The organism is Massilia aquatica (genome assembly GCF_011682045.1).
Lineage (GTDB): Bacteria > Pseudomonadota > Gammaproteobacteria > Burkholderiales > Burkholderiaceae_D > Telluria_A > Telluria_A aquatica.
In genome coordinates this window covers 20,083-45,321 of record NZ_VVIW01000007.1, presented here as the reverse complement: position 1 = coordinate 45,321, position 25,239 = coordinate 20,083, and the positions used below count along the sequence as shown (strand labels likewise).

Genomic DNA, 25,239 nt, shown 5'->3' with positions numbered 1-25,239 from the left:
TTTTGTGTCCCGAAAGCATAGCAAATAATCACGGAGAATTGTGTTCACCCTGCCCGCCCCGCTTCTTTTGCGTGCCATCGGCGACGACGACCACGCCTTCCTTTCCGCTCTGTATGCCAGCACGCGCCACGACCTGGCAGCACTGGCGGCCGCGCCGGCCGTCATCGCGCAACTGATCGCCATGCAGCAGCAGATGCAAGGCCAGGGCTATCGCACCGTTTTCCCTCACGCCGACTACGCCATCGTGGAGTGCACCGGCCAGCCCATCGGCCGCCTGGTGACCGACGCCCAAGCCGACCGGCTGCACCTGGTCGACCTGGCCTTGGTGCCGCATGCCCGCGCACAGGGACACGGCAGCGCCGTCCTGCGCGCGCTGCAAGGCGCGGCCGCTGCGCGCGGCCTGGCGCTCACGCTCAGCGTGCTGCACACCAACGAGGACGCCGCCCGCCTGTATGCGCGGCTCGGTTTCGAGACCGTCGCCAGCGATCAGGTGCAGCGGCGCATGCGCTGGAGCGCGCCATGAGCGCCGCCGCCAGCGCCGCGCCAGGGTCTGCGGCGGAGGACGCAACAGCGCCCAGCGCATGGCTGCGCCTGCCGCTGGCGTTCGACATTGCCCGCATGCAGGCAGAACTGGACAAACTGGGTGCCGACGAGTGGATCGCCCATTTCAACACCGGCGCCTACGACAACGGCTGGTCCTGCGTTCCCCTGCGCTCGGCAGGCGGCAGCGCGCGCCACATCATGCCGGTCGATGGCGAGCCCTACCGCGACACACCGGTACTTGAGCGCTGCCCCTACCTGCGCCGGGTGATCGACAGCCTCGCCTGCGAAAAGCAATCGGTGCGGCTGATGGCGCTGGCGCCGGGCGCCGTCATCAAGGAACACCGCGATCCCGGCACCGCCTTGCAGGAAGGCCTGACCCGGCTGCACGTGCCGATCGTGACCGCGCCCGAGGTACTGTTCACGGTCGATGGCGAAGCGGTGCATTTCAGCGCCGGCCACGCCTGGTATCTGGACGCCAGCTGCCGCCATGCCGTCCACAACGCCAGCGCCCTGCCGCGCGTGCATCTGATTGTCGATTGCGTCAGCAACGACTGGCTGGCGCAGCTGTTCAAGGATGCCGGCTTCGTCCCGAGGCCGCCGGCGTTCCTCACGAAAAACAATGCCTTCAACGCGCGCGAACGCGTGCTGCTGCGCGCGGACGCCGTGGCCTGGCATGCCGGCATGCCGATGCGGCACTGGTTCCCCGTGGCGGCGGCCGGCACGCCGCTACGGGTGTCGTGGCGCCACGCGGACACGCTGCGCTTTACCGATCCCTTCTTCGACAACACACTGGCCCGACAAGTTCCCGCCCAACGCAAACGCTGCGACACGCCGGCGGCCGCGCTCGACACCACCGGTCCCGCGCTGGCGCCGGACGCCTTCTTTTTCCACGTCTCGCGCTGCGGCTCCACCCTGCTGACCCAGATGCTGGCGGCCCTGCCGCAGTGCGTAGTCATGTCGGAGCCGCCCATCGTCGACGCGCTGTTGCGACGCCACCACGACGAGGCGCACACCCCGGCCGCCACGGCAGTCCTGCTGCGCCAGGCCGTGCAGGCGCTGGGCCAGCGCCGCTTCGGCGACGAAACGCATTTTTTCGTCAAGCTCGACTGCTGGCACATTCACAGTTTGCCACTGATCCGCCTGGCGTTTCCCGACACGCCCTGCCTGTTCCTGTACCGCGAGCCCGGCGCCGTGCTGGCCTCGCACCAGCGCCAGCGCGGACCGCAAATGGTGCCGGGCCTGCTGCATCCGGCCCTGCTGCCGCCGGCGCCAGGCGGCCTGGCTCCCGGCGACCTGGACGGCTACGCGGCGCATGTGCTGGAAGGCTTCTTCGACGCCGCCCTCGCCCATGCGGCCGAGCTCACCTTGCTCAATTACGCCGCCCTGCCGCTGCTGGTCGCCACGTCCTTGCTGCCCCGCTTCGGCATCGGCTGCGGCGCGCAGGAAGCCGAACTGCTGCGTCAACGCGCCGGTTTCCATGCGAAACAGCCGCGTGCGCGTTTCGACGGCGATCCGGCGCCCCTGGATCTGGCGCCCGCTGCCGGCGCCGCAGCGCGCATGCGGCTCGCGCAGCGCTACAACACCCTGGAAATGCAGCGCATGGCGCAGCAGTAGAGGCCGCCGTTGTAGCTTTTTGGCGAAAAATTGTCATAAAAGTCACGATGCAGATCAAATAGCTAGGCGGACTCTTAGTTTCTTTGGATAATTATCCGAGCCATCGTTTGATTCCCGCCGCCTGGCGGGAAAGCCAAGGCAATACCCTGCCTTTTGCATCGCTTCGCGCATCACGACTACCGTAATAACGGGCCGACCGGCCCCTTCTCTGAATATCTGCCGTACCTGATGTATCAACACCTGCTAATTGTCGACTGCCGCACCGCGTCGTGAGGGTTTCCCGAACGTGGAGATTGGCATCCGTGCCCTTGAAAGAAGAAAACATGAGCAATTCTGCCGTGCCGACGTCCTTTCCCGCGCCACTCTGGTGGCGGGTATTTTTCATGGCATGCATCTGCGCCATTCTGTTTGTTTCAGGGCCGCCCGCCAGCGCCGCGTCAAACCAGCCGGCAAAACAGATCCTGTTCGTCGAAGATAATCTTGCCGATTACCGCCAGTTGACCACCGCCGGCATGGAAGTGGTCATGCTCGACGGCCGCCAGGATGGCTTGCGCCAGATCGCGCAGGCGCTCGCAACCCGGCGCGGCATCAGCGGCCTGCACCTCGTGTCGCACGGCGGACCGGGCGCACTCAAGCTCGGCTCGCTGAACCTCGACCGGCAGCAGTTGAGCATGCGCAGTGCCGATCTGGGTGTGATTCGCGCGGCCCTGGGCGCCGATGCCGATATTTTGCTGTATGGCTGTAACGTGGCGCAAGGCCAGGCTGGGCAGGATTTCATCGGCGAGATCGCCGCCCGCACCGGCGCCCGCGTGGCGGCCTCGACCAACCTGACCGGCGCCACGGCGCAGGGCGGCGACTGGCTGCTGGAAACGCGCACTGGCGCGCTACGCAGCGCGGCGTTGAGCTTCCCGGCATACCGGCACGTGCTGCCAAGCGTGGCCGGTACCTTGTCGGTGAGTCCAACCACCCCATTCCACGCGGTTAATGTGCCTACGTTCCTGGACAGCCACCCGGCATCCCAGACCCCGATCCCGAATATCGAATATGGGATCTACTTTTCCGATAACGCCATCACGCCGGTCGGAAACGTCGTCAACGTCGATATGAGCGCACTCGATCAGAATTTCCCTGTTGCGTCCATGTTGACGCTGGACACACAGAACCCGGTGGCCGCTCTGATCATCAAGAGCCAGTCGAGCCGCTTGTTTGGTATCGCCAGTTTCGACGTGCAAGATGTGGGCTACATGCAAGCGAACTATACCGTGACAGGCTACCGTAACGGCATGGGCGCAGGCGCCACCCACACATTCACCATACCTGACGACGGCGTCATCAAGACCATCAACTTGCCGGCAGCATTCAAGAACGTCGACGAAGTTCGTGTCACCAGCGACGGCGGAAGGACTTTTCCGACCGAAGGAGCCAAGCTGTTCGGTGAAGCCTTCAATCGCTTCGTGTTCGTCGAACCGACTACCAATGCCGACTTGAGCAACCTGCTGGCATCGGCCGGTACCCTCTCGCCGACGTTTGCGGCAAGCACCACCAGCTACAGCCTTTCGGTCGCCAACGCCATCGCCAGCACCACCGTCACGCCCACCGTCGACACCCCGGGTGCGACCGTCACCGTCAACGGCGTCAATGTCAGCAGCGGCGCGGCTTCGGGAAGCATTGCCCTGAATGTGGGTGCCAACACCATCACGACCGTGGTCACCGCGCTCGACGGCAGCACCACCAGGACCTACACCATCACCATCACGCGCGCGGCGCCGCCCTCGAGCGACGCCAACCTGAGCAATCTGGTCCTGTCGCAGGGCACCCTGGCCCCGGTGTTTGCCAGCGCCACCACCAGCTACACCGCCAGCGTGCCGTTCAACACCACCTCGCTGACAGTCACCCCGACCAGGTCGCAGGCCAACGCCAGCATCACCGTCAACGGCGCGGCCGTGACCAGCGGCAGCCCGTCCGGTGCAATCGCGCTGGCGGTCGGCAATAATGTGATCACCACCGTCGTCACAGCCCAGGACGGCACCACCACCAAGCCTTACACCACCACCGTCACGCGCGCGGCGGCATCAAGCAACAACCAGTTGAGCGCGCTATCCCTGTCGAGCGGCACGCTGGCGCCGGTGTTCGCTTCCGCCACCACCAGCTACACGGCCAGCGTGAGCAACGCCACCACTTCGATCACGGTGACTCCGACCGTGGCGGACGCCACCGCCAGCGTCACCGTCAACGGCGTCGCCACCACCAGCGGCAACGCTTCCAGCGCGATCGCGCTGGCGGTCGGCAGCAACACCATCACCGTCACGGTCACCGCGCAGAACGGCACGCCGCTCAGCTACACCATCACCGTCACCCGTGCCGCTTCGACCAACGCCGACCTGGCCGCGCTGTCGCTCTCGAGCGGCACCTTGAGTCCCGGCTTTGCCTCCGCCACCACCAGCTACACCGCCAGCGTGGGCAACGCCACCACCTCGCTCACCGTGACCCCGACCGTGGCCGACGCCACCGCCAGCGTCACCGTCAACGGCGTGGCCGTTAGCAGCGGCAACGCCTCCGGGGCGATTGCGCTGGCGGTCGGCGCCAACACCATCAGCACCGTCGTCACGGCGCAGGATGGCACCACGCAAAAGAGCTACACCGTCACCGTGACCCGCGCCGCCTCGTCCAACAACGATCTGTCCGCTCTGAGCATCTCCAGCGGCACACTGAGCCCGGTGTTCGCCTCGGGCACGACCAGCTATGTCGCCGCCATTGGCGCCGGCACGAACAGCATCACGGTCACCCCCACCGCGGCGGCCGGCACTTCCAGTATCACCGTCAATGGCGTGGCCGTCACCAGCGGCGCCGCCTCCGGCGCCATCGCGATGAATCCGGGCAGCAACACGATCACCGTCGTCGTCACCGCCCAGAATAGTGCGACCAAGTCCTACACGCTGACGATCACCCGCGCGCTTCCGTCCAACAATGCCACGCTCTCCGCGCTGTCGCTCACCAGCGGCACCCTGAGCCCGGTGTTCGCCTCGGGCACCACCAGCTACACGGCCAGCGTGGCCAACGCCACCACCTCGGTCGCAGTCACCCCGACCGTGAGCGACGCCACCGCCAGCGTCACGGTCAACGGCGTGGCCGTCACCAGCGGCAACACCTCGGCCCCGATCGCGCTGGCGGTCGGCGCCAACACCATCACGGTCGCCGTCACGGCGCAGGATGGCAGCACCGTCACCAGCTATACCGTCACGGTGACCCGCGCCGCCTCGGGCGACGCCAACCTGTCGGCCCTGGCGTTCTCGGGCGGCACCCTGACCCCGGCGTTCGCGCCATCAACCACCAGCTACACAATGGGGGTCGCGGCAGCCACCGGCGCCATCACGGTCACGCCGACCGTCAACGAGCCGAACGCCACCGTTACGGTCAACGGCGTGGCCGTTGCCAGCGGCAACGCCTCCGGCCCGATCCCGCTGAACACCGGTTCGAACACGGTCACCATCGTGGTCACGGCGCAAAACAGCTCCACCAAGACCTACACCGTCACGGTCACCCGCGCGATCTCGGCCAACAACGACCTGGCGGCCCTGAGCCTGTCGAGCGGCACCCTGAACCCGGTGTTCAGCGCGGCCCAGCAAGCCTACACCGCCACTGTGCCGAATGCGAGCGCCTCGGTCACTGTCACCCCCACCGTGGCCGAGAGCAGCGCATCGGTCACCGTCAACGGCGTGGCGGTCGCCAGCGGCGCGGCCTCGGGTCAGATTGCCCTGAACACCGGCGCCAACGTCATCACCGTCACGGTCACGGCGCAGGATGGTTCCCCACGCAGCTATACCATCAACGTGACCCGCAACGTCTCGTCGAATGCCGACCTGTCCGCGCTGACGATCTCGGGCGGCACCCTGACCCCGGTGTTTGCCAGCGCCACCACGGCCTACACGGCCAGCGTGCCGAATACGACCAGCTCGATCACCATCACCCCGAGCGCCGCCAACAGCACCATCACCGTCAACAACGTGGCCACCGCCAGCGGCGCCGCATCGGCCCCGCTGGCGCTGAACGTCGGCGCGAATGTGATTACCGTGGTCGTCACCGCGCAAAATGGCGTGACCACCAACACCTACACCGTCACCGTCACCCGCGCCGCGCCGCTGGTTGCCGAACTGACCGGCCTGAGCCTGTCGAACGCCACGCTGGCGCCGGCCTTCAGCCCCGCCACCACCGCCTACAGCGCCAGCGTCGGCGCCGCCACCAGCTCGCTGACCGTCACCCCGAGCGCAGCGGCGGGCAGCATCACCGTCAACGGCGTGGCGGTTGCCAGCGGCAGCGCCTCGGCCCCGATCGCCCTGCTCACCGCCGCCAACCTGATTACGGTCGTGGTCACGGCGCAGGATGGCTTGAGCAGCAAGACCTACAGCATCAGCGTCACGCGCGCGGCCGCCTCCAATGCCGACCTGGCGGCGCTGTCGGTACCGGGCGCCACGCTCACCCCGGCCTTTACACCGGGTGTGACCAGCTATGCGCTGGCGCTGCCGAACGGCACCAGCAGCATCAGCGTGACCCCGGCCGTGGCCGATGCCAGCGCGCGCGTCACCGTCAACGGCGTGCCCGTTGCCAGCGGCAGCGCCTCGCAAGCCATCGCACTGGCGGCAGGCAACAACAGCATCGTGGTCAGCGTCACCGCCCAGGATGGCAGCGTGAAGACTTACACCATCAGCGCCACGCGCGCCGTGTCGGACAACGCGGCGTTCGCCAACCTGGCCGTCTCGGCGGGTACGCTGGCGCCGGCATTTTCCAGCGCCACCAGCGCCTATGCCGTGGCCGTGCCCAACGCGAGCGCCAGCATCAGCATCACCCCGACCGTGGCCGACAGCGGCGCCAGCGTCACCGTCAACGGCGTGCTTGTCGCCAGCGCCAGCGCCTCGGCGCCGGTGGCGCTGGCGGTCGGCAGCAATACCATCACCATCGTGGTGACGGCGCAAAGCGGCAAGACCGCCACCACCACCGTGAGCGTCACCCGCGCGCCGCCGCCGAGCGCCTCGCTCGCCGGGCTGGTCTACACCGACAGCAATAACGACGGCATCAACAACAGCGGCGAATCCGGCCTGGCCGGCGTCACCATCAAGCTCGACGGCACAGATATCGATGGCGCCAGGGTGGAACTGAGCACCGTCACCGGCAGCGAAGGCCGCTTTGCTTTTGACAACATCAAAGGCGGCACCTACAGCATCACCGAAGTGCAGCCGCCAAACAAAGCCGACGGCAAGGAAACCGCCGGCAGCCTCGGCGGCACGGTCGACAACGGCGGCTTCGACGGCAGCGCCGCGCGCAACCGGATCGCCAATATCGTAGTCGCTCCTGGCGCGGCCGGCACTGGCTACCTGTTCGGCGAGCAAAACACCGGCACCCTGCAAGGCTTTGTGTATGTCGATGCCAATAACAATGGCGTGAAGGACAGCGGCGAAGCCGGCCTGTCCGGCGTGCGCGTGACCCTCTCGGGCAGCGCCGGCAGCGTGGCCACCAGCGGCGCCGACGGCAGCTTCGCCTTCGCCGGCCTTGGCGCAGGCACCTACACGCTTCGGCGCAATACGGCCGACGTCGACGGCGCCCAGTACGCCGACGGCCAGGAACGCGCGGGTAGCGCAGGCGGCAGGGTCAACAACGCCAACTTCGGCACCCAGGCGTTCCAGGCCAGCATTGCCGACATCGGCATCGACGGCGCGCTGCTGGCCTCGTCGGGCGGCAAGATCGACGGCTACCTGTTCGGCCTGCGCCCACGCGCCGTACCGGGCCTGAAGTTGCCGATTGTCAGCGGCGTCATCACGCTGGGCGACAAGCCGATGCCGGGTGCGCCCGGCGCCCTGGTGGCCGGCTGGAACGTGACCCTGTCGCAAAACGGCCAGTCGCTGTGCAGCGTGCAAAGCAATGCGCAAGGCCAGTATCAGCTCGACAACCTGGTGTGCCCTGGCTATGCCCAGACCGGCCTGCCAACCGGCACCGGCTTCGCGCTGGAGTTCAGCAAGGCCGGCACCAACCTGTCCGGCACGCCGGAGTCCGGCGGCGGCGCCGGCAACGCCAGTGCGCGCTCGATCCGCAACCTGACCCTCTCCGCCAATGACGAAATCACCCAGCAGAACCTGGCCCTGAAGCCGACCGGCATCGTCTACGACGCCATCTCGCGCCTGCCGCTGGCGGGCGTGACGGTGCTGGTCTCCGGTCCGGCCGGCTTCGATGCCGCCACCCACCTGGCAGGCGGCCAGAACCAGGTGACCGGCAACGACGGCGCTTATCAGGTCCAGCTGCAAAACGGCTACCCGAGCGGCACCTACACCCTGGCGGTTGGCAAGTCGCCATCCGGCTACGGCAGCCGCTCGCGCCTGCTGCCGGCCTGCGCTGGCACCCTGAACGTGGGCGCCACGCCCGACCCGGCGCTGGTCCAGTCCGGCACCAGCGCTCCCGGCGCCAACGTGCCCCGGCATGACGCGGCGGCCTGCGCCGGCCTGGTCGCCGGCGGCGCCAACACCACCCAGTACTATCTCAAGCTGCAAATCACCAGCGGCGTGTCGGCGGCGCTGATGAACAACCACCTCCCGCTCGACGCGGCGGTGGCTTCCGGCCTGGCACTGAGCAAGACGGGCGACCGCCAGACGGCGGAACTGGGCGACACGGTGCGCTACACCATCGTCCTGAGCCAGGGCGCCGGCTCGACCATCGCCCAGTCCAGCGTGCGCGATGTGCTGCCGCCGGGCTTCCGCTACGTGCCGGGCAGCGCCACGGTGAACGGCGTGCGCGCCCCCGATCCTTTGAGCGCTGCCGGCTCGGTGCTCGGCTTCCAGCTCGGCGCCGCCAGCGGCGGCCGGGAACTGGTACTGAGCTACCGCGCGCGGGTCGGCGTGGGCAGCATGCAGGGCGATGGCGTCAACCGCGCCTGGGCCTATGCCTGCACCAGCGCCGGCGGCTGCCTCGACGCGGCCACGCTGGCGCCGCGCGCGGGGGCGATCACCTCCAACGAAGCGCGCTTCCAGGTCAAGGTGACCGGCGGCGTGTTCACGAACGATGCCTGCGTGGCCGGCAAGGTCTTCGCCGACTGCAACCGCAACGGCATGCAGGATGCTGGCGAAGCCGGTATTCCGGGCGTGCGCCTGTATCTGGAAGACGGCACCAACGTGCGCACCGATAACGATGGCAAGTACAGCTACTGCGGCCTGGCGCCGGCCGCGCACGTGATCAAGGTCGATCCGGTCACCCTGCCGGCTGGAAGCGTGATGGGCGAGACCAGCAACCGCAACCTGGGCGATGCTGACAGCCTGCTGCTGGACGTGCGCAACGGCGAGCTGATTCGCGCCGATTTCGCCGAGACCAGCTGCGCCGCGCCGGTGCAGGAACGCATCCGCCTGGGTCGTCCGCGCCAGGACGGTGAAGCGCGAACAGAAGCGCCGCCGCCCACGGGCAGTCCCGGCATCACATTTTCGACCAAGGAAAAACGCAAGGTGAACAGCAAGCCAGTCCAAGGGGAACAACATGCGCAATAACTTCCTGCGTCCCCTGCCCGCGCGCGCGCAAACCCGCCTGTTGATCGGCGTGCTGGCGATTGCCGCCGCCTATCCGCTGCACGCGCAGACCATCGCGCCGCTGGCGCAACCAGCCGACCCTGCGCCGCTGTCCCTGCGCAGCGACCCGGCCCTGGGCGACATCCTGGTTGAAACCGACAGCAACATGCTGCCCGGCGACGGCCGCTCCGCCGTCGGCGTGACCGTACGCCTGCTCGACGCCCGGGGCCAGCCCCTGCGCGGCAGCACCTGGATCACGGTCGACAGCAGCGGCGGGCGCATTCTCGATCCGGCCGCCGCGCCCGGCCTGCGCCTCGGCCAGCGTGCCGACCGCCTGCTGCGCGGCACCCGCATTCGCGTCGACGACGGCGTGGCGCGCTTCCAGCTGGTGGCGCCTTCGCACGCGCAGGATGTGGTGCTGTCGGTGGCCAGCGGCGCCTTGCAGGCGCGTGGCCAACTCAGTTTTGTGACCGAACGGCGGCCGCTGTTCGCCGCCGGCGTGGCCGAAGGCGTCATTGGCCGCCGTAGCAGCTCGCCGGCCGGGCCGGAACGCTTCAACGATGGCTTCGAGCAGTCGCTGACCCACTGGAGCCGCCAGTTCAACGGCGGCAAGGACGACGTGGCGGCGCGCCTGGCGTTTTTTGCCAAGGGCGACATCGGCATCGACAGCGCCATCACGGCCGCCTACGATTCCGAAAAAGCCGACAGCAGCCGCCTGCTGCGCGACCTCGATCCGAACCGTTTTTATCCGGTGTATGGCGACGACTCGGTGACCGCCTTCGACGCCCGTTCGAGCGAGCGCCTGTATGTGCGCCTCGACCAGCGCAAGAACTACCTGCTGTACGGCGACTTTGCGACCGGCGCCGGCTTCAGCCAATTCGCCGGCACCGGCAGCGGCATGGACAGCGGCCTGCACAAACTGGGCCAGTACAACCGCAGCGCCACCGGCCTGCGCGGCCACTACGAGCAAGGCAGCATCAGCGGCAACGCCTTCGCCGTGCACGACAGCCTGAAACAGGTGATCGAGGAATACCAGGCGAATGGCACCTCCGGACCGTTCGCGGTGCGCAGCAACAGCGCGATCCAGAATTCGGACAAGGTCGAACTGGTCGTGCGCGACAAGAACCAGGCCAACCTGGTCAAGCAGGTCATCGCCCTGCAGCGCTACGTGGACTACAGCTTCGAGCCGTTCAGCGGACGGATCGTGTTCAACCAGGCCATCCCGACCCTGACCCCGGACGGCGACCCGCAATCGATCCGCATCACCTACGAGGTGGACCAGGGCGGCGACAAGTTCTGGGTGCTTGGCGCCGATGGCCAGGTGGCGCTGGGCGAGCGCGTGAAAGTGGGCGCCTCGATCGTCGACGACCGCAATCCCGATTCGCCCTACAAGCTGCAAAGCGTGGCCGGACAATGGCAACTCGGTGCGGGCACCGACCTGGTGGCCGAACTGGCGCGCAGCACCTCGACCACCTACAGCATCGGCCAGAACGTCTCGACCACGCCGACGCGCCAGGTGGGCGAAGCGATGGACGAGCGTGACGGCAGCGCCGGGCGTATCGAACTGCGCCACAACAGCGAGCAGCTCGAAGCGCGCGCCTGGTGGCACCAGGCCGGACGCGATTTCAACAACACCGCGGCGGGCCTCGCGGCCGGGCAAAGCGACGGCGGCGCCAGCGCCAAATGGCGCATCAACCCGCGCACGCGCCTGTACGCGGAAGCGGTGCGCAGCGACAGCGACGGCGGCGCGAACTTTGACGGTGCCTCGCGCGACGGCCAGCGCGCCGGGGTGCAGTACGCATTGAGCGAGCGCCTCTTCATCGACGTCTCGCTGCGCCACATCGAAGAGAGCGGCCAGCTCTCGCCGACGACATCGATCGCGCCGAACACGGCGCCGCTGGGCGGGTCGCAAAGTCCGGCCGGCGGTTTTTACGGCGGTCTGGAATCGTCCGGGCTCGATACCGCGACCGGCCTGCCGTATAACCCGGTCCATGCCAATCGCGCCCCGTATCGCGGGGTGGAAGCGACCACCGCGCGCGTCGGCGTGCAGTTCAAGGCCAGCGCCAGGCTGACCGTGGCCGCCGATGCGGAGCACAGCATCGACGGCGAACAGCAGCAGCGCTATGGCTTCGGCGTGCAGTACGCGACCGAGTCGCACGGGCGCCTGTATGCGCGTGCCGAGGCCCAGACCGGGCTGGCGTCGTCGTACTCGATCAACCCGGCCGAACGCAGCACCAGCGTGGTGGCCGGGGTCGATACTTCGTACATGGCCGGCGGCACGGTGTTTTCGGAATACCGGCTGCGCGACAGCGCCGACCTGGGGTTTGACGACGAACGCAACGCGCAGGTCGCGTCGGGCGTGCGCAATACCTGGCAGCTGCGGCCGGGCGTGACCGCCAGCACCGGCGCCGAGTATCTGAAGGTGTTGAACGGCAGCGAGCAGGAAGCGATGGCCTTGAGCGGCGCGATCGACTACCGCATCGATCCGCTCTGGAGCGCGTCGGCCAAGCTGGAGTTGCGCAAGGTGTTCGACCGCGCCGACATGATGGGCGAGCAGGGTCAGGACCAATGGCTCAACACGGTATCGGTGGCGCGCAAGCTGGGCGACGACTGGACCCTGCTGGCGCGCAACTACCTGCTGTACCAGCGCAACAACGACGACGCGCTCGGCGCCCCGCTCGGGAACACCTTGCAGGACCGTGCGCAGGTGGGCTTTGCGTGGCGTCCGCGCGCGCGCAACGACATCAACGCGCTGGCGCGATACGAGTACAAGACGGTGCGCGACGAGGCGCGCCTCGATGGCGAAAACTACCGCGCGCACATCGTCTCGACGCACATGGACTACCACCCCAGCCGCGCATGGTGGGTGACGTCGCGCCTGGCGGGCAAGATGAATACCGACCGCCACCTGCCGGCCGGCCAGCAGAAGTACAACGCCTGGCTGGCGGGCGCACGCGCGGTGGTGGACGTGGCGCCGAAGTGGGATGTGGGCGTGCTGGCGTCGGTGCTGTACAGCCCGCAGGGCAAGAGCCGCCAGTATGCGTATGGCGCCGAAGTCGGGTACCAGCTGGCGCGCAATCTGTATCTGTCGGTCGGGCATAACCTGTCGGGGTTTACCGACAAGGAGCTGAGCGGGGCCGATTACACCGCGCATGGCACCTTCCTGCGTCTGCGTTTCAAGTTTGATGAGAAGACGTTCAAGGCGGGCGGCATGTAAGCCGGACGACGGCAAAAGAAGCACGTGGCGGCGAATTATCGCCGCCATTTTTTTTGGTGCGTCCGCATGGCGTACTGATTCGGACCCTCGCTCCTCCCCTCGCGGGTGAAGCAAACCACGACGTCGTTTCTGAAAAGAAACTTCTGTTCAGCTTGCGGGTTTGATCGCAACTTATCAGATGGAAGAATATCAGTTATCACGGATATTAACCGACCTATTAACTATGCGAGCTTGCCACACATTATCCATAGCGCATAAAATGATTTTTCTAAACGATTATGTCCCTATGGATACTTTATATTGTTTGACATGCGGCCGTGATTTACATGTAATATTGCCGCCACCGCAGCGTGGCTCAGGCGGACCGGCGCATCACCCTGGTGCGCTTTAATTGCGGGAATTTATTAATTCCTTGTGGCACGGCCAATCGTTGCGCCGGGCGGCGGCGGTTTTTTAATAACCATCATTTACGCAATCACATGAATATTCAGAATCTCAAATACGATCTGCCGGCGAGTATTGTAGTCTTTCTGGTTGCCTTACCTTTATGTCTCGGCGTCGCACTGGCTTCAGGCGCGCCATTAATTTCAGGAATTATCGCCGGCGTCATTGGCGGCATCGTGGTTGGCGCAATCAGCCAGTCGCAGACCAGCGTCAGCGGCCCTGCTGCCGGGCTCGCAGCAGTGATACTGGCGTCAATTACCAAGCTGGGATCGTTTGAAATCCTGCTGACGTCGATATTGATTGCCGGATTTCTTCAATTGGCCATGGGCTTTTTCCGCGCGGGCTTTATCGCCAACTATATTCCTTCGAATGTTATCAAGGGGCTGCTTGCCGCAATCGGCGTCCTCCTGATACTCAAGCAGATTCCGCACGTGATCGGTTATGACAAACGGGATGACGACGGGTTTACTTTTATCCGCGCGAACGGAGAAAATACGTTCTCGGATATTATCCGCGCTTTCGATGCGATAACCCCGGGCGCGGTGATCATCGGCCTGTTCTCCCTGCTGGTTTTGTATTACTGGGATAAAACGCCACTGAAGAATTTCAAGTTATTGCCAGCCTCGCTGTTTGTGGTCGTGGCCGGCGTATTGCTTAATTTTCTGTTCACCGACGCCGTGCCTGCTCTGGCGATCGGCAAGGATCACCTGGTGGACCTGCCTCCCATCGACAGCGGCAACCTGGGCGCGTATCTGCACCTGCCGAATCTCAGCCATTTCAGCAATGCCGATGTATGGATGGTCGGCGTCACCATTGCCATCGTCGCGTCCCTGGAAACACTGCTCAATATCGAAGCGGTGGACAAACTCGATCCCCATAAACGCGAAACGCCGCCGAACCGGGAACTGCTCGCACAGGGCGTCGGGAATATCTTTGCCGGCTTGTTCGGAGCCCTGCCGGTGACGTCGGTCATCGTGCGCAGCTCGGTCAATATCCAGACCGGCAACAAGACCAAGGCCTCCGCCGTCCTGCATGGCGTCTTCATGCTCGCCAGCGTCCTCGTATTAAGTCCGATTCTCAATCTGATCCCCTTGTCGGCCCTGGCGGCGATCCTCATCATGACTGGCTACAAGCTTGCAAAACTGTCGCTGTTGCGCGAGATGTACCAGAAAGGCTGGTCGCAATTTCTCCCGTTTGCCATCACCGTGGTCGCAATCGTGTTGACCGATCTGCTGATGGGCGTACTGATTGGCTTGGCGACGAGTATGTTTTATCTCGCACGCAGCAATTTCCGCAATCCTTTTTCGCTCGAACAGTACCGTCTGCACATCGGCGACGTCTTCAAGCTGGCGCTGCCGAACCAGGTGTCGTTCCTGAACAAGGCCACCATCAAAACCGCACTCTGGGAGATTCCCAACGATTCGAAAGTGCTGATCGACGCCAGCAAAGCGGATTTCATCGACCATGATGTGCTGGAAACCATCCAGGACTACCGCGATGTGGTGGCGGCGGAACGCAATATTCAACTCAATGTGATCGGTTTGCGCGACAAGTACAGCCTGAAGGATCCGATCCAGTTCGTCACCGTGCTGGACCAGGAAACGCAGGCGAGGCTGCGTCCCGACGAGGTGCTGCAGCTGCTGCGCGACGGCAACCAGCGCTTTATCGAGGGGCGCTGGACGGAAAAGTACTACCACCATCAGGTTGACGCCACCGCAGCCAGCCAGCACCCCATGGCGGTCGTGGTCAACTGCATCGACTCGCGCACATCTCCGGAGGTGATCTTCGATGCCAGCCTGGGCGACCTGCTGACAATCCGGATTGCCGGCAACATCATCAGCCGCGAGATCATCGGCAGCCTGGAAATCGCCGCCAAGCTCGGCGCCAAGCTCATTGTCGTGAAGGGGCACTCCAACTGTGGTGCGATCGGCCTGGCGATGAAGGGCGAACAGGCGCACAGTATCGGCGCGATCACCGGCAAAATCGCGCTGGCGATCGGGCAGTGCCACTGTTCGGCGCACGATATTGCTTCTGGCGACAAGGCGGTGCTCGAACAGATCACGCGCCAGAACGTCGACAATTCGCTCGCCGAAATCGTCAACAGCAGCCCCTGCCTGCGCGAATGCCTGCAACGTGGAGAGATCGGCCTGATCGGCGCGTATCACAATATCGCTGTGGGCAAAGTTGAGTTTGGCGAGCTTGTCACCGACGAGCAGATCGATTTTTATCTGCATTCACAGGCGGGGATGCATGTTTGAGCCGCCGGGCTATCGGAGTGCGCCCATCCCGGGCGCACATAAAAAAAGCCACGCAAACGCGTGGCTTTTTTCTTCATTCTGGCTCCCCGACCTGGACTCGAACCAGGGACCTGCGGATTAACAGTCCGTCGCTCTACCAACTGAGCTATCAGGGAATAGACAAACATTATATGCTGGAATGATCAGACCATCAAGTTGTTGGCAGTAATCGCTTCAGCACGCTTCGAAAAAATCTTTCAATCAATTCGAAGAAGCAAGATCTTAAAGGACTTTGGCGATGGCGTCAATGACCCGGTCGATATTTTTCGAATTCAGGGCCGCCACGCAGATGCGGCCCGTGTCCACGGCGTAGATCGAATGTTCAAGGCGCAGGCGCTCGACCTGCTGGCGGGTCAGCCCCGAGTACGAGAACATGCCGACCTGCTCGCGCACGAATTCGAAATCATGCGCGGGCGCTTTTTCCTTGAGCTTCTGCACGAAGGTGTTGCGCATCTCCTTGATGCGCACGCGCATGCCGGCCAGTTCGTCTTCCCACAGCTGGCGCAGTTCCGGCGTGGTCAGCGCAAGGGCAACCACCTTGCCGCCGTGGACCGGCGGGTTCGAGTAGTTGGTGCGCACCACGCGCTTGAGCTGCGAGAGCAGGCGCGCCGCTTCTTCGGCGCTGGCGCCCACCACGGAGAGCGCCCCAACGCGCTCGCCGTACAGCGAGAACGACTTGGAGAAGGAATTCGAGATCAGGAGCGGACCGCCGGCGGCGGCGAACTTGCCCACCACCGCGCCGTCTTCGGCGATGCCGGTGCCGAAACCCTGGTAAGCCATGTCGAGGAAGGGAATCAACCCGCCCGCGCCGATGGCGGCGATGACTTCATCCCACTGGGCCGGGGTGATGTCGGCGCCGGTCGGGTTGTGGCAGCAGGCGTGCAGCAGCACGATGGCGCCCTTCGGCATGGCTTTCAGGTCGGCCAGCATGCCGGCAAAATCGACGCCGCGCGTGGCCGCGTCGTAGTAACGGTAGGTGTTGACGGTGAAACCGGCGCTTTCGAACAGGGCGCGGTGGTTTTCCCAGCTTGGATCGCTGATGTACACACTTGATCCCGGTGCGAAGCGCTGCAGGAAGTCGGCGCCGATTTTCAGGGCGCCGGTGCCGCCGATGGCTTGCACGGTGACCGCGCGCTTCTCTTGAATAATCGCGCTGCCGGCACCAAATACCAGCTCTTGTACAGCGGCGTCGTACGCGGCCAGGCCTTCGATCGGCAGGTAGGTGCGCGGGGCCGGCTGCTCCATCAGCAGCTCCTCGGCTTTGCGTACGCAAGCGAGCAGCGGCACTTTGCCATTGTCGTCATAATAGACACCCACGCCGAGGTTGATCTTGGCGGGATTGGTGTCTGCGTTGAACGCCTCGGTGATGCCCAGGATCGGGTCACGCGGGGCCATGTCGATGGCGCTGAAGATGGTGGCGGAAGCTGTTGAAGTCATCGTGGTAAGATTGAGTGTCGGCTGGTTGTATAGACAGCGACCCATATACTGATTACTGATTGGGTGTTTCCTGGGCCGCGAGCGGGACACCATTCTAACAAAGGTCTGATCGTATGGCTGAATTATCCGTTGCACACGACCCGTCGCCGACGGTCGTCACTTTCCCCGATTCCCCGTTCAAGCTGCACCAGCCGTTCGAGCCGGCCGGCGACCAGCCGACCGCGATCGAAGGACTGGTCGAGGGCATCAACGACGGGCTCTCGTTCCAGACCCTGTTAGGGGTGACCGGCTCGGGCAAGACCTACACCATGGCCAACGTGATCGCGCGCTGCGGGCGTCCGGCGATCATCTTCGCGCCCAACAAAACCCTGGCCGCGCAGCTGTATTCGGAGTTCCGCGAGTTCTTTCCGCAAAACGCGGTCGAGTATTTTGTCAGTTACTACGATTACTACCAGCCGGAAGCCTACGTGCCGCAGCGCGACCTGTTCATCGAAAAGGACTCGTCGATCAACGAGCATATCGAGCAGATGCGCCTGTCGTGCACCAAGTCGCTGATGGAGCGGCGCGACGTGGTCATCGTGGCCACCGTGTCGGCCATTTACGGTATCGGTAATCCGAACGAATACCACCAGATGATCCTGACCCTGCGCGCCAAGGACAAGGTCGCGCAGCGCGACGTCATCGCGCGCCTGATCCAGATGCAGTACACGCGCAACGAGATCGACTTCGGGCGCGGCACCTTCCGCGTGCGCGGCGACACCATCGACATCTTCCCCGCCGAGCATGCCGAACTGGCGATCCGGGTCGAGATGTTCGACGACGAAATCGAGTCCTTGCAGCTGTTCGATCCGCTCACCGGGCGGATTCGCCAGAAGATCCCGCGCTTCACGGTGTATCCGGGTTCGCATTACGTCACGCCCCGCTCCACCGTGCTGCGCGCGATCGAGTCAATCAAGCTCGAACTGCGCGACCGCCTGGAGTACTTCCGCAAGGAGAACAAGCTGATCGAAGAGCAGCGCCTGGAGCAGCGCACCCGCTTCGACCTCGAAATGATGGCCGAAATCGGCTTCACCAAAGGTATCGAGAACTACTCGCGCCATTTGTCCGGCGCGATGCCGGGCGACCCGCCGCCGACGCTGGTCGACTACCTGCCGAAAGACGCGCTGATGTTCCTCGACGAGTCGCACGTGCTGGTCGGGCAGCTCAACGCCATGTTCAACGGCGACCGTTCGCGCAAGACCAACCTGGTCGACTATGGTTTCCGCCTGCCGTCGGCGCTCGACAACCGGCCGCTTAAGTTCGAGGAATTCGAGGGCAAGCTGCGCCAGACCGTGTTCGTCTCGGCCACCCCGGCCGAATACGAGAAAACGCATTCCGACAATGTGGTCGAACAGGTGGTGCGTCCGACCGGCCTGGTCGACCCGCTGGTGATCGTCAAGCCGGCGCTGTCGCAGGTGGACGACCTGATGTCCGAAATTCAGGACCGGGTCAAGAAAGACGAGCGGGTGCTGGTGACCACCCTGACCAAGCGCATGTCGGAGCAGTTGACCGAGTACCTGAGCGACCATGGCATCAAGGTGCGCTATCTGCACAGCGATATCGAGACGGTCGAACGGGTCGAGATTTTGCGCGACCTGCGCCTGGGGACTTTTGACGTGCTGGTCGGGATCAACCTGCTGCGCGAGGGCCTCGATTTACCCGAAGTGTCGCTGGTGGCGATCCTGGACGCCGACAAGGAAGGCTTCCTGCGCTCCGAGCGCAGCCTGATCCAGACCATCGGGCGCGCCGCGCGTAACCTGAACGGGGTGGCGATCCTGTACGCGGACCGGATTACCGAATCGATGGAAAAGGCGATCGGCGAGACCGAGCGCCGGCGCGCCAAGCAGCTCGCCTACAACATCGAGCATGGCATTACCGCGGTCGGGATCAAGAAGCAGATCAAGGAACTGATCGACGGCGTCTACAGCCCGCAGCAGGCGCGCGAGCAGCTCGATACGGCCAAGGAAACCGCCAAGGTCGAGTCGATGAGCGAAAAGCAGATCGGCAAGGAGATCAAGCGGCTGGAAAAACTGATGGTCGACCACGCCAAGAATCTCGAATTCGAGAAGGCGGCGCAGGTGCGCGACCAGCTGCATATCCTCAAGCAGCAGGCCTTCGGGGCGCCGGGGACGGACAACGTGGTGTCCATCCTCGGCAAATAAAGCGTCGTTGCATTGTTGTCGAAGCGGGCCCGCCATTGCGCGGGCCTTGTCTGTTGACAGCGACTTGATGAAGTCGAGCCCTCACTGCACCTTCATGAACTTGAAATTCAAAAACCATCCACGGTCCGTTTCCGTCAACTCAAAAACGGTCGTGATATCGCTGATTTCGCCCCGCACAAAGGTGCACGCATCAACCTGGCCACCAGCGTCGGGTACGTGGAGCCTGTCGTCGTCGAACAAATAGAGCTCGTACTCGTCGAACCTGCCAGCACCCGGTGTGGTGATATAACGTGCCCAGGTCGTCACGTCTTCCTTCACCGGCACGGGCGCTGTGCTGTCGAGATCTTCAAGATACCCGTAGGCGTCCAGCGTATCAAACAGATCGTCGACGATTATCTTCACCTCAGCCGGATCGTTAGCCTCGCGCTGTACGTCTTTTCCGTTCGACATCAGCGCCGCGTTGGCATAGTCGTAGACAGGACAAACTTCAAACGCTTTCTCGAATTCGCCTTGCGACATGCAGTGCATGAATTGCATCACCGCTTCCTGCAGTTCGGCTATCTGCGGTTTCTTTTCCCACGATTTGAAAGGCATGTTTCCTCCTGAGTGACAAAAAGCCCCTCCACACCAGGGGCCTTCGCAATGATGTATGCCGACGAATCAGATCACTCGCATCGGGTTCGAACCGGACCTGCCGAGGGTACGCCCACCGTATTCTTTTGGCAAGTAAGTATTATCGGCATCCGATCGGTTCGAAATGGGTACACGCTTGCGCTAGCGGTGCAGCGGCTCACAGCGATTTGATGAATTCGCGTATCCCGGCCAGGAACATCTCGACCGCCATCGCGCTCAGGATCAGTCCCATCAGGCGCTCGAAGGCAGCCATGACTTGCGGGCCGAGTTTTTCCTGCAGGCGCTCGGCCGGCAGGAACACCGCCAGCCAGACCAGCGCCACCGCCACCAGCGCACCGACGTGGATCACGATTTCTGTCGTGGTGTTCGATGAAAACAGCAGCACGGTCGCCAGCGCGGACGGGCCGGCAATCGCGGGAATGGCGAGCGGCACGATGAACGGCTCGCCGCCCTTGCCGTTGTCGCCGAACATGCCACCCGGCTGGGGGAAGACCATGCGCATGGCGATCAGGAACAGAATCACGCTGCCGCCGATGCGCAGCGAAATTTGCGATAGTTGCATCGCGGCCAGCAGGTGGCGTCCGAAGAACATGAACAGTAGCAGCACGAAGAAGGCAATCGCGCATTCGCGCACCACGATCTTCCAGCGCCGCTCTTTAGGCACCTGGGCCATGGCGCTGACGAACAGCGGAACGTTGCCAAACGGGTCGGTGACCAGGAACAGCAGGATGAAGGTTTGGATAAAAGTTTGCGTCATCCCACATGATAACTTGCTGCACGGCACATGCGCCAGCGTACGCAGGCCGTGGCGAAAATCCCACAGCCCGCGCCGGGCGGATTATTTGCCCAGTTGCTCGGCGATGGCGGCGGCCAGGGCCGGGTCTTCCGGCGTCACGTCCGGGCTGAAGCGGGCCACCACATGGCCTTCGCGCGAGACCAGGAATTTCTCGAAATTCCACAGCACATCGGATGGGTCGGCCTGCTTTACGCCGTAGCCCGCCAGTTTGGCGCGCAGCGCGCCGCCGCTGGTGTCCACCGCCACCGGCTGGGCCAGGGTCAGGGCGGCGTAAAGGGGATGGCGCTGCGGCCCGGTCACCGCAATTTTCTGGGCCAGCGGAAAGCTCACGCCGAAGCTGGTTTCGCAGAATTGGGCGATTTCTTCATTGCTGCCGGGTTCCTGCGCACCGAAGTCGTTGGCCGGAAAGCCGATCACGACCAAGCCGGCCTCGCGCTGCTGCGTGAACAGCTGTTCCAGTCCAGCGTACTGCGGGGTCAGGCCGCATTGCGACGCCACGTTCACCAGCAGCAGCACCTTGCCGCGAAAATCGGCCAGGGTCGCCGTGGCGCCGTCCATGGTCGTAAAGGGGATGTTGCCGATATCGTCGTTCATGATTGTCCTCACGAGTGTGCCACGCGCGCGCGCGGCGGAACCGCATCATAACGAATTTAAGGAAATAGCTTTTCACCAGCGGTGCCGCGCTTGTGATCTAATCCGGCATTCCCTCAAACGACATTGGCGCATCACATGCCGACAATCACCTGCAATTTCAAGTTCAAATGCCCGCAAGAGTGGAGCCAGCTCGACGCGACCGAGACAGACGGCGTGCGCTTTTGCACCAGTTGCGACAGCAAGGTGTATCTCGTGACCAGCTCGGCGGAGGTTGAGCAACATGCCCGCGACAACAGATGCGTGGCGCTGCTCGACAATGCCGTGATGGTGCTTGGTATGCCCAAGGGCTACACCGAATGGTATCTGCTGGTATTGGCGCAGGAGTATTCGCCGAAGCAGTTGTACTTGTTAAGGCGGATATGGCCGCATCTCACCTCGGTCCCGGCAACACGCGAGGAGTTTTACATGAAGGAAGTCAAGTTCGAGGCGCTCGACATGGCGCCTGCCCTGGCGTACCAGGCTGCCCTCGGTGAGCTGGGCATCGCTTCCCGCGTCGGCGAGTACGACCCCTGGCGCCCATAAAAAAAGCTCCCTCGCGGGAGCTTTTTTGCTAACAGGCCAATTTACGCCGGCTTGTCGAACTTCTTCATCCACGCCGACAACTGGTGCGGACGCAGGCCGTCGTAATCTTCGAACGGCTGGTGAATCCACGGGTTGTGCGGCAAGTCTTCCAGGAAGTAATCCGGACGGATCGAGGACGTGCCCTTGACCCAGATCACTGCCGATTTGACTTCGGTCACGCCGGCGAAATTCTCGCTCAGGTGACGCGTGACTTTGTCGAGCGTAACGCCCGAATCGGCCAGGTCGTCGACCAGCAGGATCTTGCCGGCCAGCGGGCCCTTGGTCATCGTCATGTACTTGGCGATGTCGAGGTCGCCGCGCACGGTGCCCGCTTCTTCACGGTACGAACTGGTCGACAGGATCGCCAGCGGCACGTCGAAAATGCGCGAGAACACGTCGCCCGGACGCACGCCGCCGCGCGCCAGGCACAGCACCTGGTCGAACTTCCAGCCCGATTCGTAGACCTTGAGCGCCAGGCGCTCGATCAGGCGGTTGTACTCGTCCCAGGATACCCAGAGATCATTCTCGGTCGATGGAGGGGTCGTCATGATGATTCCTTTTATTTCTTGTAATTATTCGAACGGATGACGCAGGACGATCGTTTCGACGCGGTCGGGACCGGTGGAAACCATATCGACCGGCACGCCGACCAGTTCTTCGATGCGCTTGATGTAGGCGCGCGCGGTGGCAGGCAGCTCGGCCAGCGATTTCGCGCCGACGGTGCTTTCTTTCCAGCCCGGCATGGTTTCATACACAGGCACGCAGCGGGCCGCGTCTTCCGCGCCGACCGGGAAGATGTCGACATCGCGGCCGTCGATCTTGTAGCCGGTGCACAGTTGCAGCGTTTCCAGGCCGTCCAGCACGTCGAGCTTGGTCAGGCACATGCCCGAGACGCCATTGATCTGGACCGAGCGGCGCAGCAGCGCGGCATCGAACCAGCCGCAGCGGCGCGCACGGCCGGTGACGGTGCCGAACTCATGGCCGACCGACGACAGGTGATGGCCAACGCCGGCGTCCGTCGGCAGTTCCGACGGGAACGGGCCGGAGCCGACGCGCGTGGTGTACGCCTTGGTGATGCCCAGGATGTAATGCAGCATGTTCGGACCGACGCCGGCGCCGGCGGCGGCGTTGCCGGCCACGCAGTTCGACGAAGTCACGTACGGATAGGTGCCGTGGTCGACGTCGAGGAGCGACCCTTGCGCGCCTTCGAACAGCAGGTTGCCGCCGGCCTTGTGCGCCGCGTACAGCTGCGAGGAGACGTCGCCGACCATCGGTTTGAGGCGTGGCACCAGGGCCATGGCGTCGTCGAAGGTCTTCTGGAAGTCGACCGCGTCGGCTTTCAGGTAGTTGGTCAGCACGAAGTTATGGTAGTCGAGGTTTTCGCGCAGTTTTTCGGCGAAGCGCTCTTCGTTGAGCATGTCGGCGATACGGATCGCGCGGCGTGCCACTTTGTCTTCGTAGGCCGGGCCGATGCCCTTGCCGGTGGTGCCGATCTTGTTGGCGCCGCGCGCCACTTCACGCGCCACGTCGATGGCGACGTGGTACGGCAGGATCGCGGGACACGCCTCGGAGATCTTCAGGCGCGACACCACTTCCACGCCGATGGCCTGGAGCTTGTCGATTTCGCGCATCACGTCGGGAACCGACACCACCACGCCATTGCCGATGTAGCAGGCCACGCCTTCGCGCATGATGCCCGACGGGATCAGCTGCAAGGCGGTCTTCTGACCTTTGATGACCAGGGTATGGCCGGCATTATGGCCACCCTGGAAGCGAACCACGCCCTGCGCGTTATCGGTCAGCCAATCGACGATCTTGCCCTTGCCTTCATCGCCCCACTGGGTGCCGATGACAACGACGTTCTTTGCCACGTTTTTCTTTGACATCACACTTAGCCTAAGTTTTTGAGAATCCAGTTACTGTTTTCGAGGACGAGTACGCGATCGCACTCGAACTCGTCCTGCTCATTGTCGTGACCCGGCAAACTCTGGATCACAACCTCGCCTGCTTTGCGCAGTTGAGCGATTTTTTCACGCAGCTCGGGGGCGTTGCCCCACGGAGCACGGATCGCGTGTTTGCGCTCGGCGGTCGGCAAGAGCCGCGCCAGTTCGCGCAAATCGAGCGAAAAGCCGGTCGCGGGACGAGCCCGGCCGAATGCTTCGCCCACATGGTCGTAACGTCCGCCGCGCACCACCGCATTCGGCAGGCCGGGCACGTACAGCGCGAACATCGCGCCGCTTTCGTATTGGTAGCCGCGCAGGTCGGCCAGGTCGATCGCCACGTCGGCGCGGCCCAGGGCCGATCCGGCCAGCGCCGCCAGTTCGGCCAGCGCGCGCGTGATGCCCGGCAGCGCCGGCAGCACCTCGCGCGCCTTGGCCAGCACGTCGATGTCGCCGTACAGGCCGGGCAAGGCCAGGAGAGCGGCGCGGGTGGCCGGCGCGTACGATGCGCTGATCGCGTCGATACCCGGGCTGTCCTTGGCGCGCAGCAGGGTGTACAGGGCCGCTTCGTCTTTCCTGGCGGCGGCGTCGTCGGCCAGCAGCGCGCGCAGCAGGCCCGCGTGCGACAGGTCCAGGCGCACCTGCTCCGCGCCGAAGCCGGCCAGGGCCAGCGAGGCCAGCGCCAGTTCCTGCACTTCGGCGTCCGCTTCGAGGCCGGCGTGGCCGTAGATTTCGGCGCCGATCTGCAAGGGCTCGCGGGTCGCGTGCAAGCCGCTCGGGCGGGTATGCAGCACGCTGCCGGCGTAGCACAGGCGGGTCACCGAGTCGCGGTTGAGCAAGTGGGCGTCGATGCGCGCCACCTGGGTGGTCATGTCGGCGCGCAGGCCGAGCATGCGGCCCGACATCGGGTCGACCAGCTTGAAGCTGCGCAGCTCGGTGTCCTGGCCGGCGCCGGCCAGCAGCGACTCGACGTATTCGAGCAGGGGCGGCATGACCAGCTCGTAACCGTAGGAACGGAAGTTATCGAGCATCAGGCGGCGCAGCTCTTCGGTCTTGCGCGCTTCCGACGGCAGAACGTCAGCGATATTTTCAGGCAGGAGCCAGTTCGGCATGGGCAACGGGAGATAGTTAAAAATCGGACAATATGGCGCGCACGGTCGTGCTAAATGTAGCGCCGAATCAGCGATTTTACAGGAAAATGGTTTAAGAGCGCCAACAAATGTGCAGGAGACAGTGGTGAGCTTGTTACGCTTGGTGCGGCCGCTACCTTCAGAGCCGTCTTCCCCGCCTGCGCGGGGAAGACGGTGCTAGCGGGGAACGACGGTGGTGCTGGCGTGAACGAGCATCCAATGCAAATGGGCGGG

Annotated in this window: 15 protein-coding genes and 1 tRNA gene; 7 read left to right on the top strand and 9 right to left on the bottom strand. The window is 64.2% G+C overall.

Annotation, left to right across the window (positions count from 1 at the left end):
• Positions 1-40 precede the first annotated feature (40 nt).
• Both F1609_RS14120 and F1609_RS34585 read left to right on the top strand, forming a co-directional pair.
• Positions 41-523 carry a GNAT family N-acetyltransferase gene (locus F1609_RS14120; protein ID WP_167077063.1) on the top strand — a complete coding sequence of 161 codons (483 nt, stop codon included), beginning with the start codon at positions 41-43 and terminating at the stop codon, positions 521-523.
• Positions 520-2,157: an aspartyl/asparaginyl beta-hydroxylase domain-containing protein gene (locus F1609_RS34585; RefSeq protein ID WP_229421886.1), complete on the top strand. Its 1,638-nt coding sequence runs from the start codon at positions 520-522 to the stop codon at positions 2,155-2,157. The genes F1609_RS14120 and F1609_RS34585 overlap by 4 nt, the downstream gene beginning before the upstream one ends.
• A 91-nt stretch (positions 2,158-2,248) precedes the next feature.
• Here F1609_RS34585 and F1609_RS14110 read toward each other — a convergent pair whose 3' ends face one another.
• Positions 2,249-2,542 (bottom strand): hypothetical protein, encoded by a 294-nt coding sequence (locus tag F1609_RS14110; protein ID WP_167077062.1) that lies wholly within the window; start codon positions 2,540-2,542, stop codon positions 2,249-2,251.
• On the opposite strand from F1609_RS14110, the gene F1609_RS14105 reads away from it, so the two are divergent.
• From F1609_RS14105 to F1609_RS14095, 3 genes are all read left to right on the top strand, one after another.
• Positions 2,541-9,677: a cadherin-like beta sandwich domain-containing protein gene (locus F1609_RS14105; RefSeq protein WP_167077061.1), complete on the top strand. Its 7,137-nt coding sequence runs from the start codon at positions 2,541-2,543 to the stop codon at positions 9,675-9,677. The two genes, F1609_RS14110 and F1609_RS14105, sit on opposite strands and share 2 nt — an antisense overlap.
• Positions 9,667-12,912, top strand: a complete 3,246-nt coding sequence (locus tag F1609_RS14100) for a TonB-dependent receptor (RefSeq protein WP_167077060.1) — start codon at positions 9,667-9,669, stop codon at positions 12,910-12,912. Before F1609_RS14105 ends, F1609_RS14100 begins: the two co-directional genes overlap by 11 nt.
• A 479-nt stretch (positions 12,913-13,391) precedes the next feature.
• Positions 13,392-15,614: a bifunctional SulP family inorganic anion transporter/carbonic anhydrase gene (locus F1609_RS14095; protein ID WP_167077059.1), complete on the top strand. Its 2,223-nt coding sequence runs from the start codon at positions 13,392-13,394 to the stop codon at positions 15,612-15,614.
• Positions 15,615-15,693: 79 nt separating this feature from the next.
• Here F1609_RS14095 and F1609_RS14090 read toward each other — a convergent pair.
• Together F1609_RS14090 and F1609_RS14085 are read right to left on the bottom strand one after the other, a co-directional pair.
• Positions 15,694-15,769, bottom strand: a tRNA-Asn gene (locus tag F1609_RS14090).
• Positions 15,770-15,875: 106 nt separating this feature from the next.
• Positions 15,876-17,090 (bottom strand): amino acid aminotransferase, encoded by a 1,215-nt coding sequence (locus tag F1609_RS14085; protein WP_167077058.1) that lies wholly within the window; start codon positions 17,088-17,090, stop codon positions 15,876-15,878.
• Between the two features lie 113 nt (positions 17,091-17,203).
• Here F1609_RS14085 and uvrB point away from each other — a divergent pair, with 113 nt between their 5' ends.
• On the top strand, positions 17,204-19,291 hold the full coding sequence (uvrB, locus tag F1609_RS14080) for an excinuclease ABC subunit UvrB (protein ID WP_167077057.1): 2,088 nt from the start codon (positions 17,204-17,206) through the stop codon (positions 19,289-19,291).
• Between the two features lie 81 nt (positions 19,292-19,372).
• Here uvrB and F1609_RS14075 read toward each other — a convergent pair whose 3' ends face one another.
• From F1609_RS14075 to F1609_RS14065, 3 genes are all read right to left on the bottom strand, one after another.
• Entirely contained in the window at positions 19,373-19,885 is a 513-nt protein-coding gene (locus F1609_RS14075) for a hypothetical protein (protein ID WP_167077056.1), read from the bottom strand.
• A 196-nt stretch (positions 19,886-20,081) separates the two neighbouring features.
• Complete coding sequence (locus tag F1609_RS14070; protein ID WP_167077055.1) at positions 20,082-20,681, bottom strand: MarC family protein; 600 nt, start codon at positions 20,679-20,681, stop codon at positions 20,082-20,084.
• A gap of 81 nt (positions 20,682-20,762) precedes the next feature.
• Positions 20,763-21,314 (bottom strand): glutathione peroxidase, encoded by a 552-nt coding sequence (locus F1609_RS14065; RefSeq protein WP_167077054.1) that lies wholly within the window; start codon positions 21,312-21,314, stop codon positions 20,763-20,765.
• 135 nt (positions 21,315-21,449) lie between these two features.
• Between F1609_RS14065 and F1609_RS14060 the strand changes: the two genes are divergently transcribed.
• The gene (locus tag F1609_RS14060) at positions 21,450-21,896 is read left to right on the top strand and encodes a hypothetical protein (RefSeq protein WP_167077053.1); all 447 of its coding nucleotides are present in this window, start codon (positions 21,450-21,452) and stop codon (positions 21,894-21,896) included.
• Positions 21,897-21,937: 41 nt separating this feature from the next.
• On the opposite strand, the gene F1609_RS14055 is transcribed toward F1609_RS14060, so the two are convergent.
• The 3 genes from F1609_RS14055 to F1609_RS14045 are packed head-to-tail and all read right to left on the bottom strand — an operon-like array spanning position 21,938 to position 24,987.
• Complete coding sequence (locus F1609_RS14055; protein ID WP_166881114.1) at positions 21,938-22,483, bottom strand: phosphoribosyltransferase; 546 nt, start codon at positions 22,481-22,483, stop codon at positions 21,938-21,940.
• 24 nt (positions 22,484-22,507) lie between these two features.
• Complete coding sequence (locus F1609_RS14050) at positions 22,508-23,821, bottom strand: adenylosuccinate synthase (RefSeq protein WP_166881113.1); 1,314 nt, start codon at positions 23,819-23,821, stop codon at positions 22,508-22,510.
• 5 nt (positions 23,822-23,826) lie between these two features.
• On the bottom strand, positions 23,827-24,987 hold the full coding sequence (locus F1609_RS14045; protein WP_167077052.1) for an ATP phosphoribosyltransferase regulatory subunit: 1,161 nt from the start codon (positions 24,985-24,987) through the stop codon (positions 23,827-23,829).
• Between the last annotated feature and the right edge of the window lie 252 nt (positions 24,988-25,239).

Excerpts from the sequence above, each read along its gene's own strand:
- F1609_RS14065 (WP_167077054.1), bottom strand. The coding sequence starts at position 21,314 with ATGAACGACGATATCGGCAACATCCCCTTTACGACCATGGACGGCGCC.
- uvrB (WP_167077057.1), top strand. The coding sequence starts at position 17,204 with ATGGCTGAATTATCCGTTGCACACGACCCGTCGCCGACGGTCGTCACT.
- F1609_RS14085 (WP_167077058.1), bottom strand. The coding sequence starts at position 17,090 with ATGACTTCAACAGCTTCCGCCACCATCTTCAGCGCCATCGACATGGCC.
- F1609_RS14075 (WP_167077056.1), bottom strand. The coding sequence starts at position 19,885 with ATGCCTTTCAAATCGTGGGAAAAGAAACCGCAGATAGCCGAACTGCAG.
- F1609_RS14105 (WP_167077061.1), top strand. The coding sequence starts at position 2,541 with ATGGCATGCATCTGCGCCATTCTGTTTGTTTCAGGGCCGCCCGCCAGC.
- F1609_RS14050 (WP_166881113.1), bottom strand. The coding sequence starts at position 23,821 with ATGTCAAAGAAAAACGTGGCAAAGAACGTCGTTGTCATCGGCACCCAG.
- F1609_RS14070 (WP_167077055.1), bottom strand. The coding sequence starts at position 20,681 with ATGACGCAAACTTTTATCCAAACCTTCATCCTGCTGTTCCTGGTCACC.
- F1609_RS14095 (WP_167077059.1), top strand. The coding sequence starts at position 13,392 with ATGAATATTCAGAATCTCAAATACGATCTGCCGGCGAGTATTGTAGTC.
- F1609_RS14100 (WP_167077060.1), top strand. The coding sequence starts at position 9,667 with ATGCGCAATAACTTCCTGCGTCCCCTGCCCGCGCGCGCGCAAACCCGC.
- F1609_RS34585 (WP_229421886.1), top strand. The coding sequence starts at position 520 with ATGAGCGCCGCCGCCAGCGCCGCGCCAGGGTCTGCGGCGGAGGACGCA.
- F1609_RS14110 (WP_167077062.1), bottom strand. The coding sequence starts at position 2,542 with ATGAAAAATACCCGCCACCAGAGTGGCGCGGGAAAGGACGTCGGCACG.
- F1609_RS14045 (WP_167077052.1), bottom strand. The coding sequence starts at position 24,987 with ATGCCGAACTGGCTCCTGCCTGAAAATATCGCTGACGTTCTGCCGTCG.
- F1609_RS14060 (WP_167077053.1), top strand. The coding sequence starts at position 21,450 with ATGCCGACAATCACCTGCAATTTCAAGTTCAAATGCCCGCAAGAGTGG.
- F1609_RS14055 (WP_166881114.1), bottom strand. The coding sequence starts at position 22,483 with ATGACGACCCCTCCATCGACCGAGAATGATCTCTGGGTATCCTGGGAC.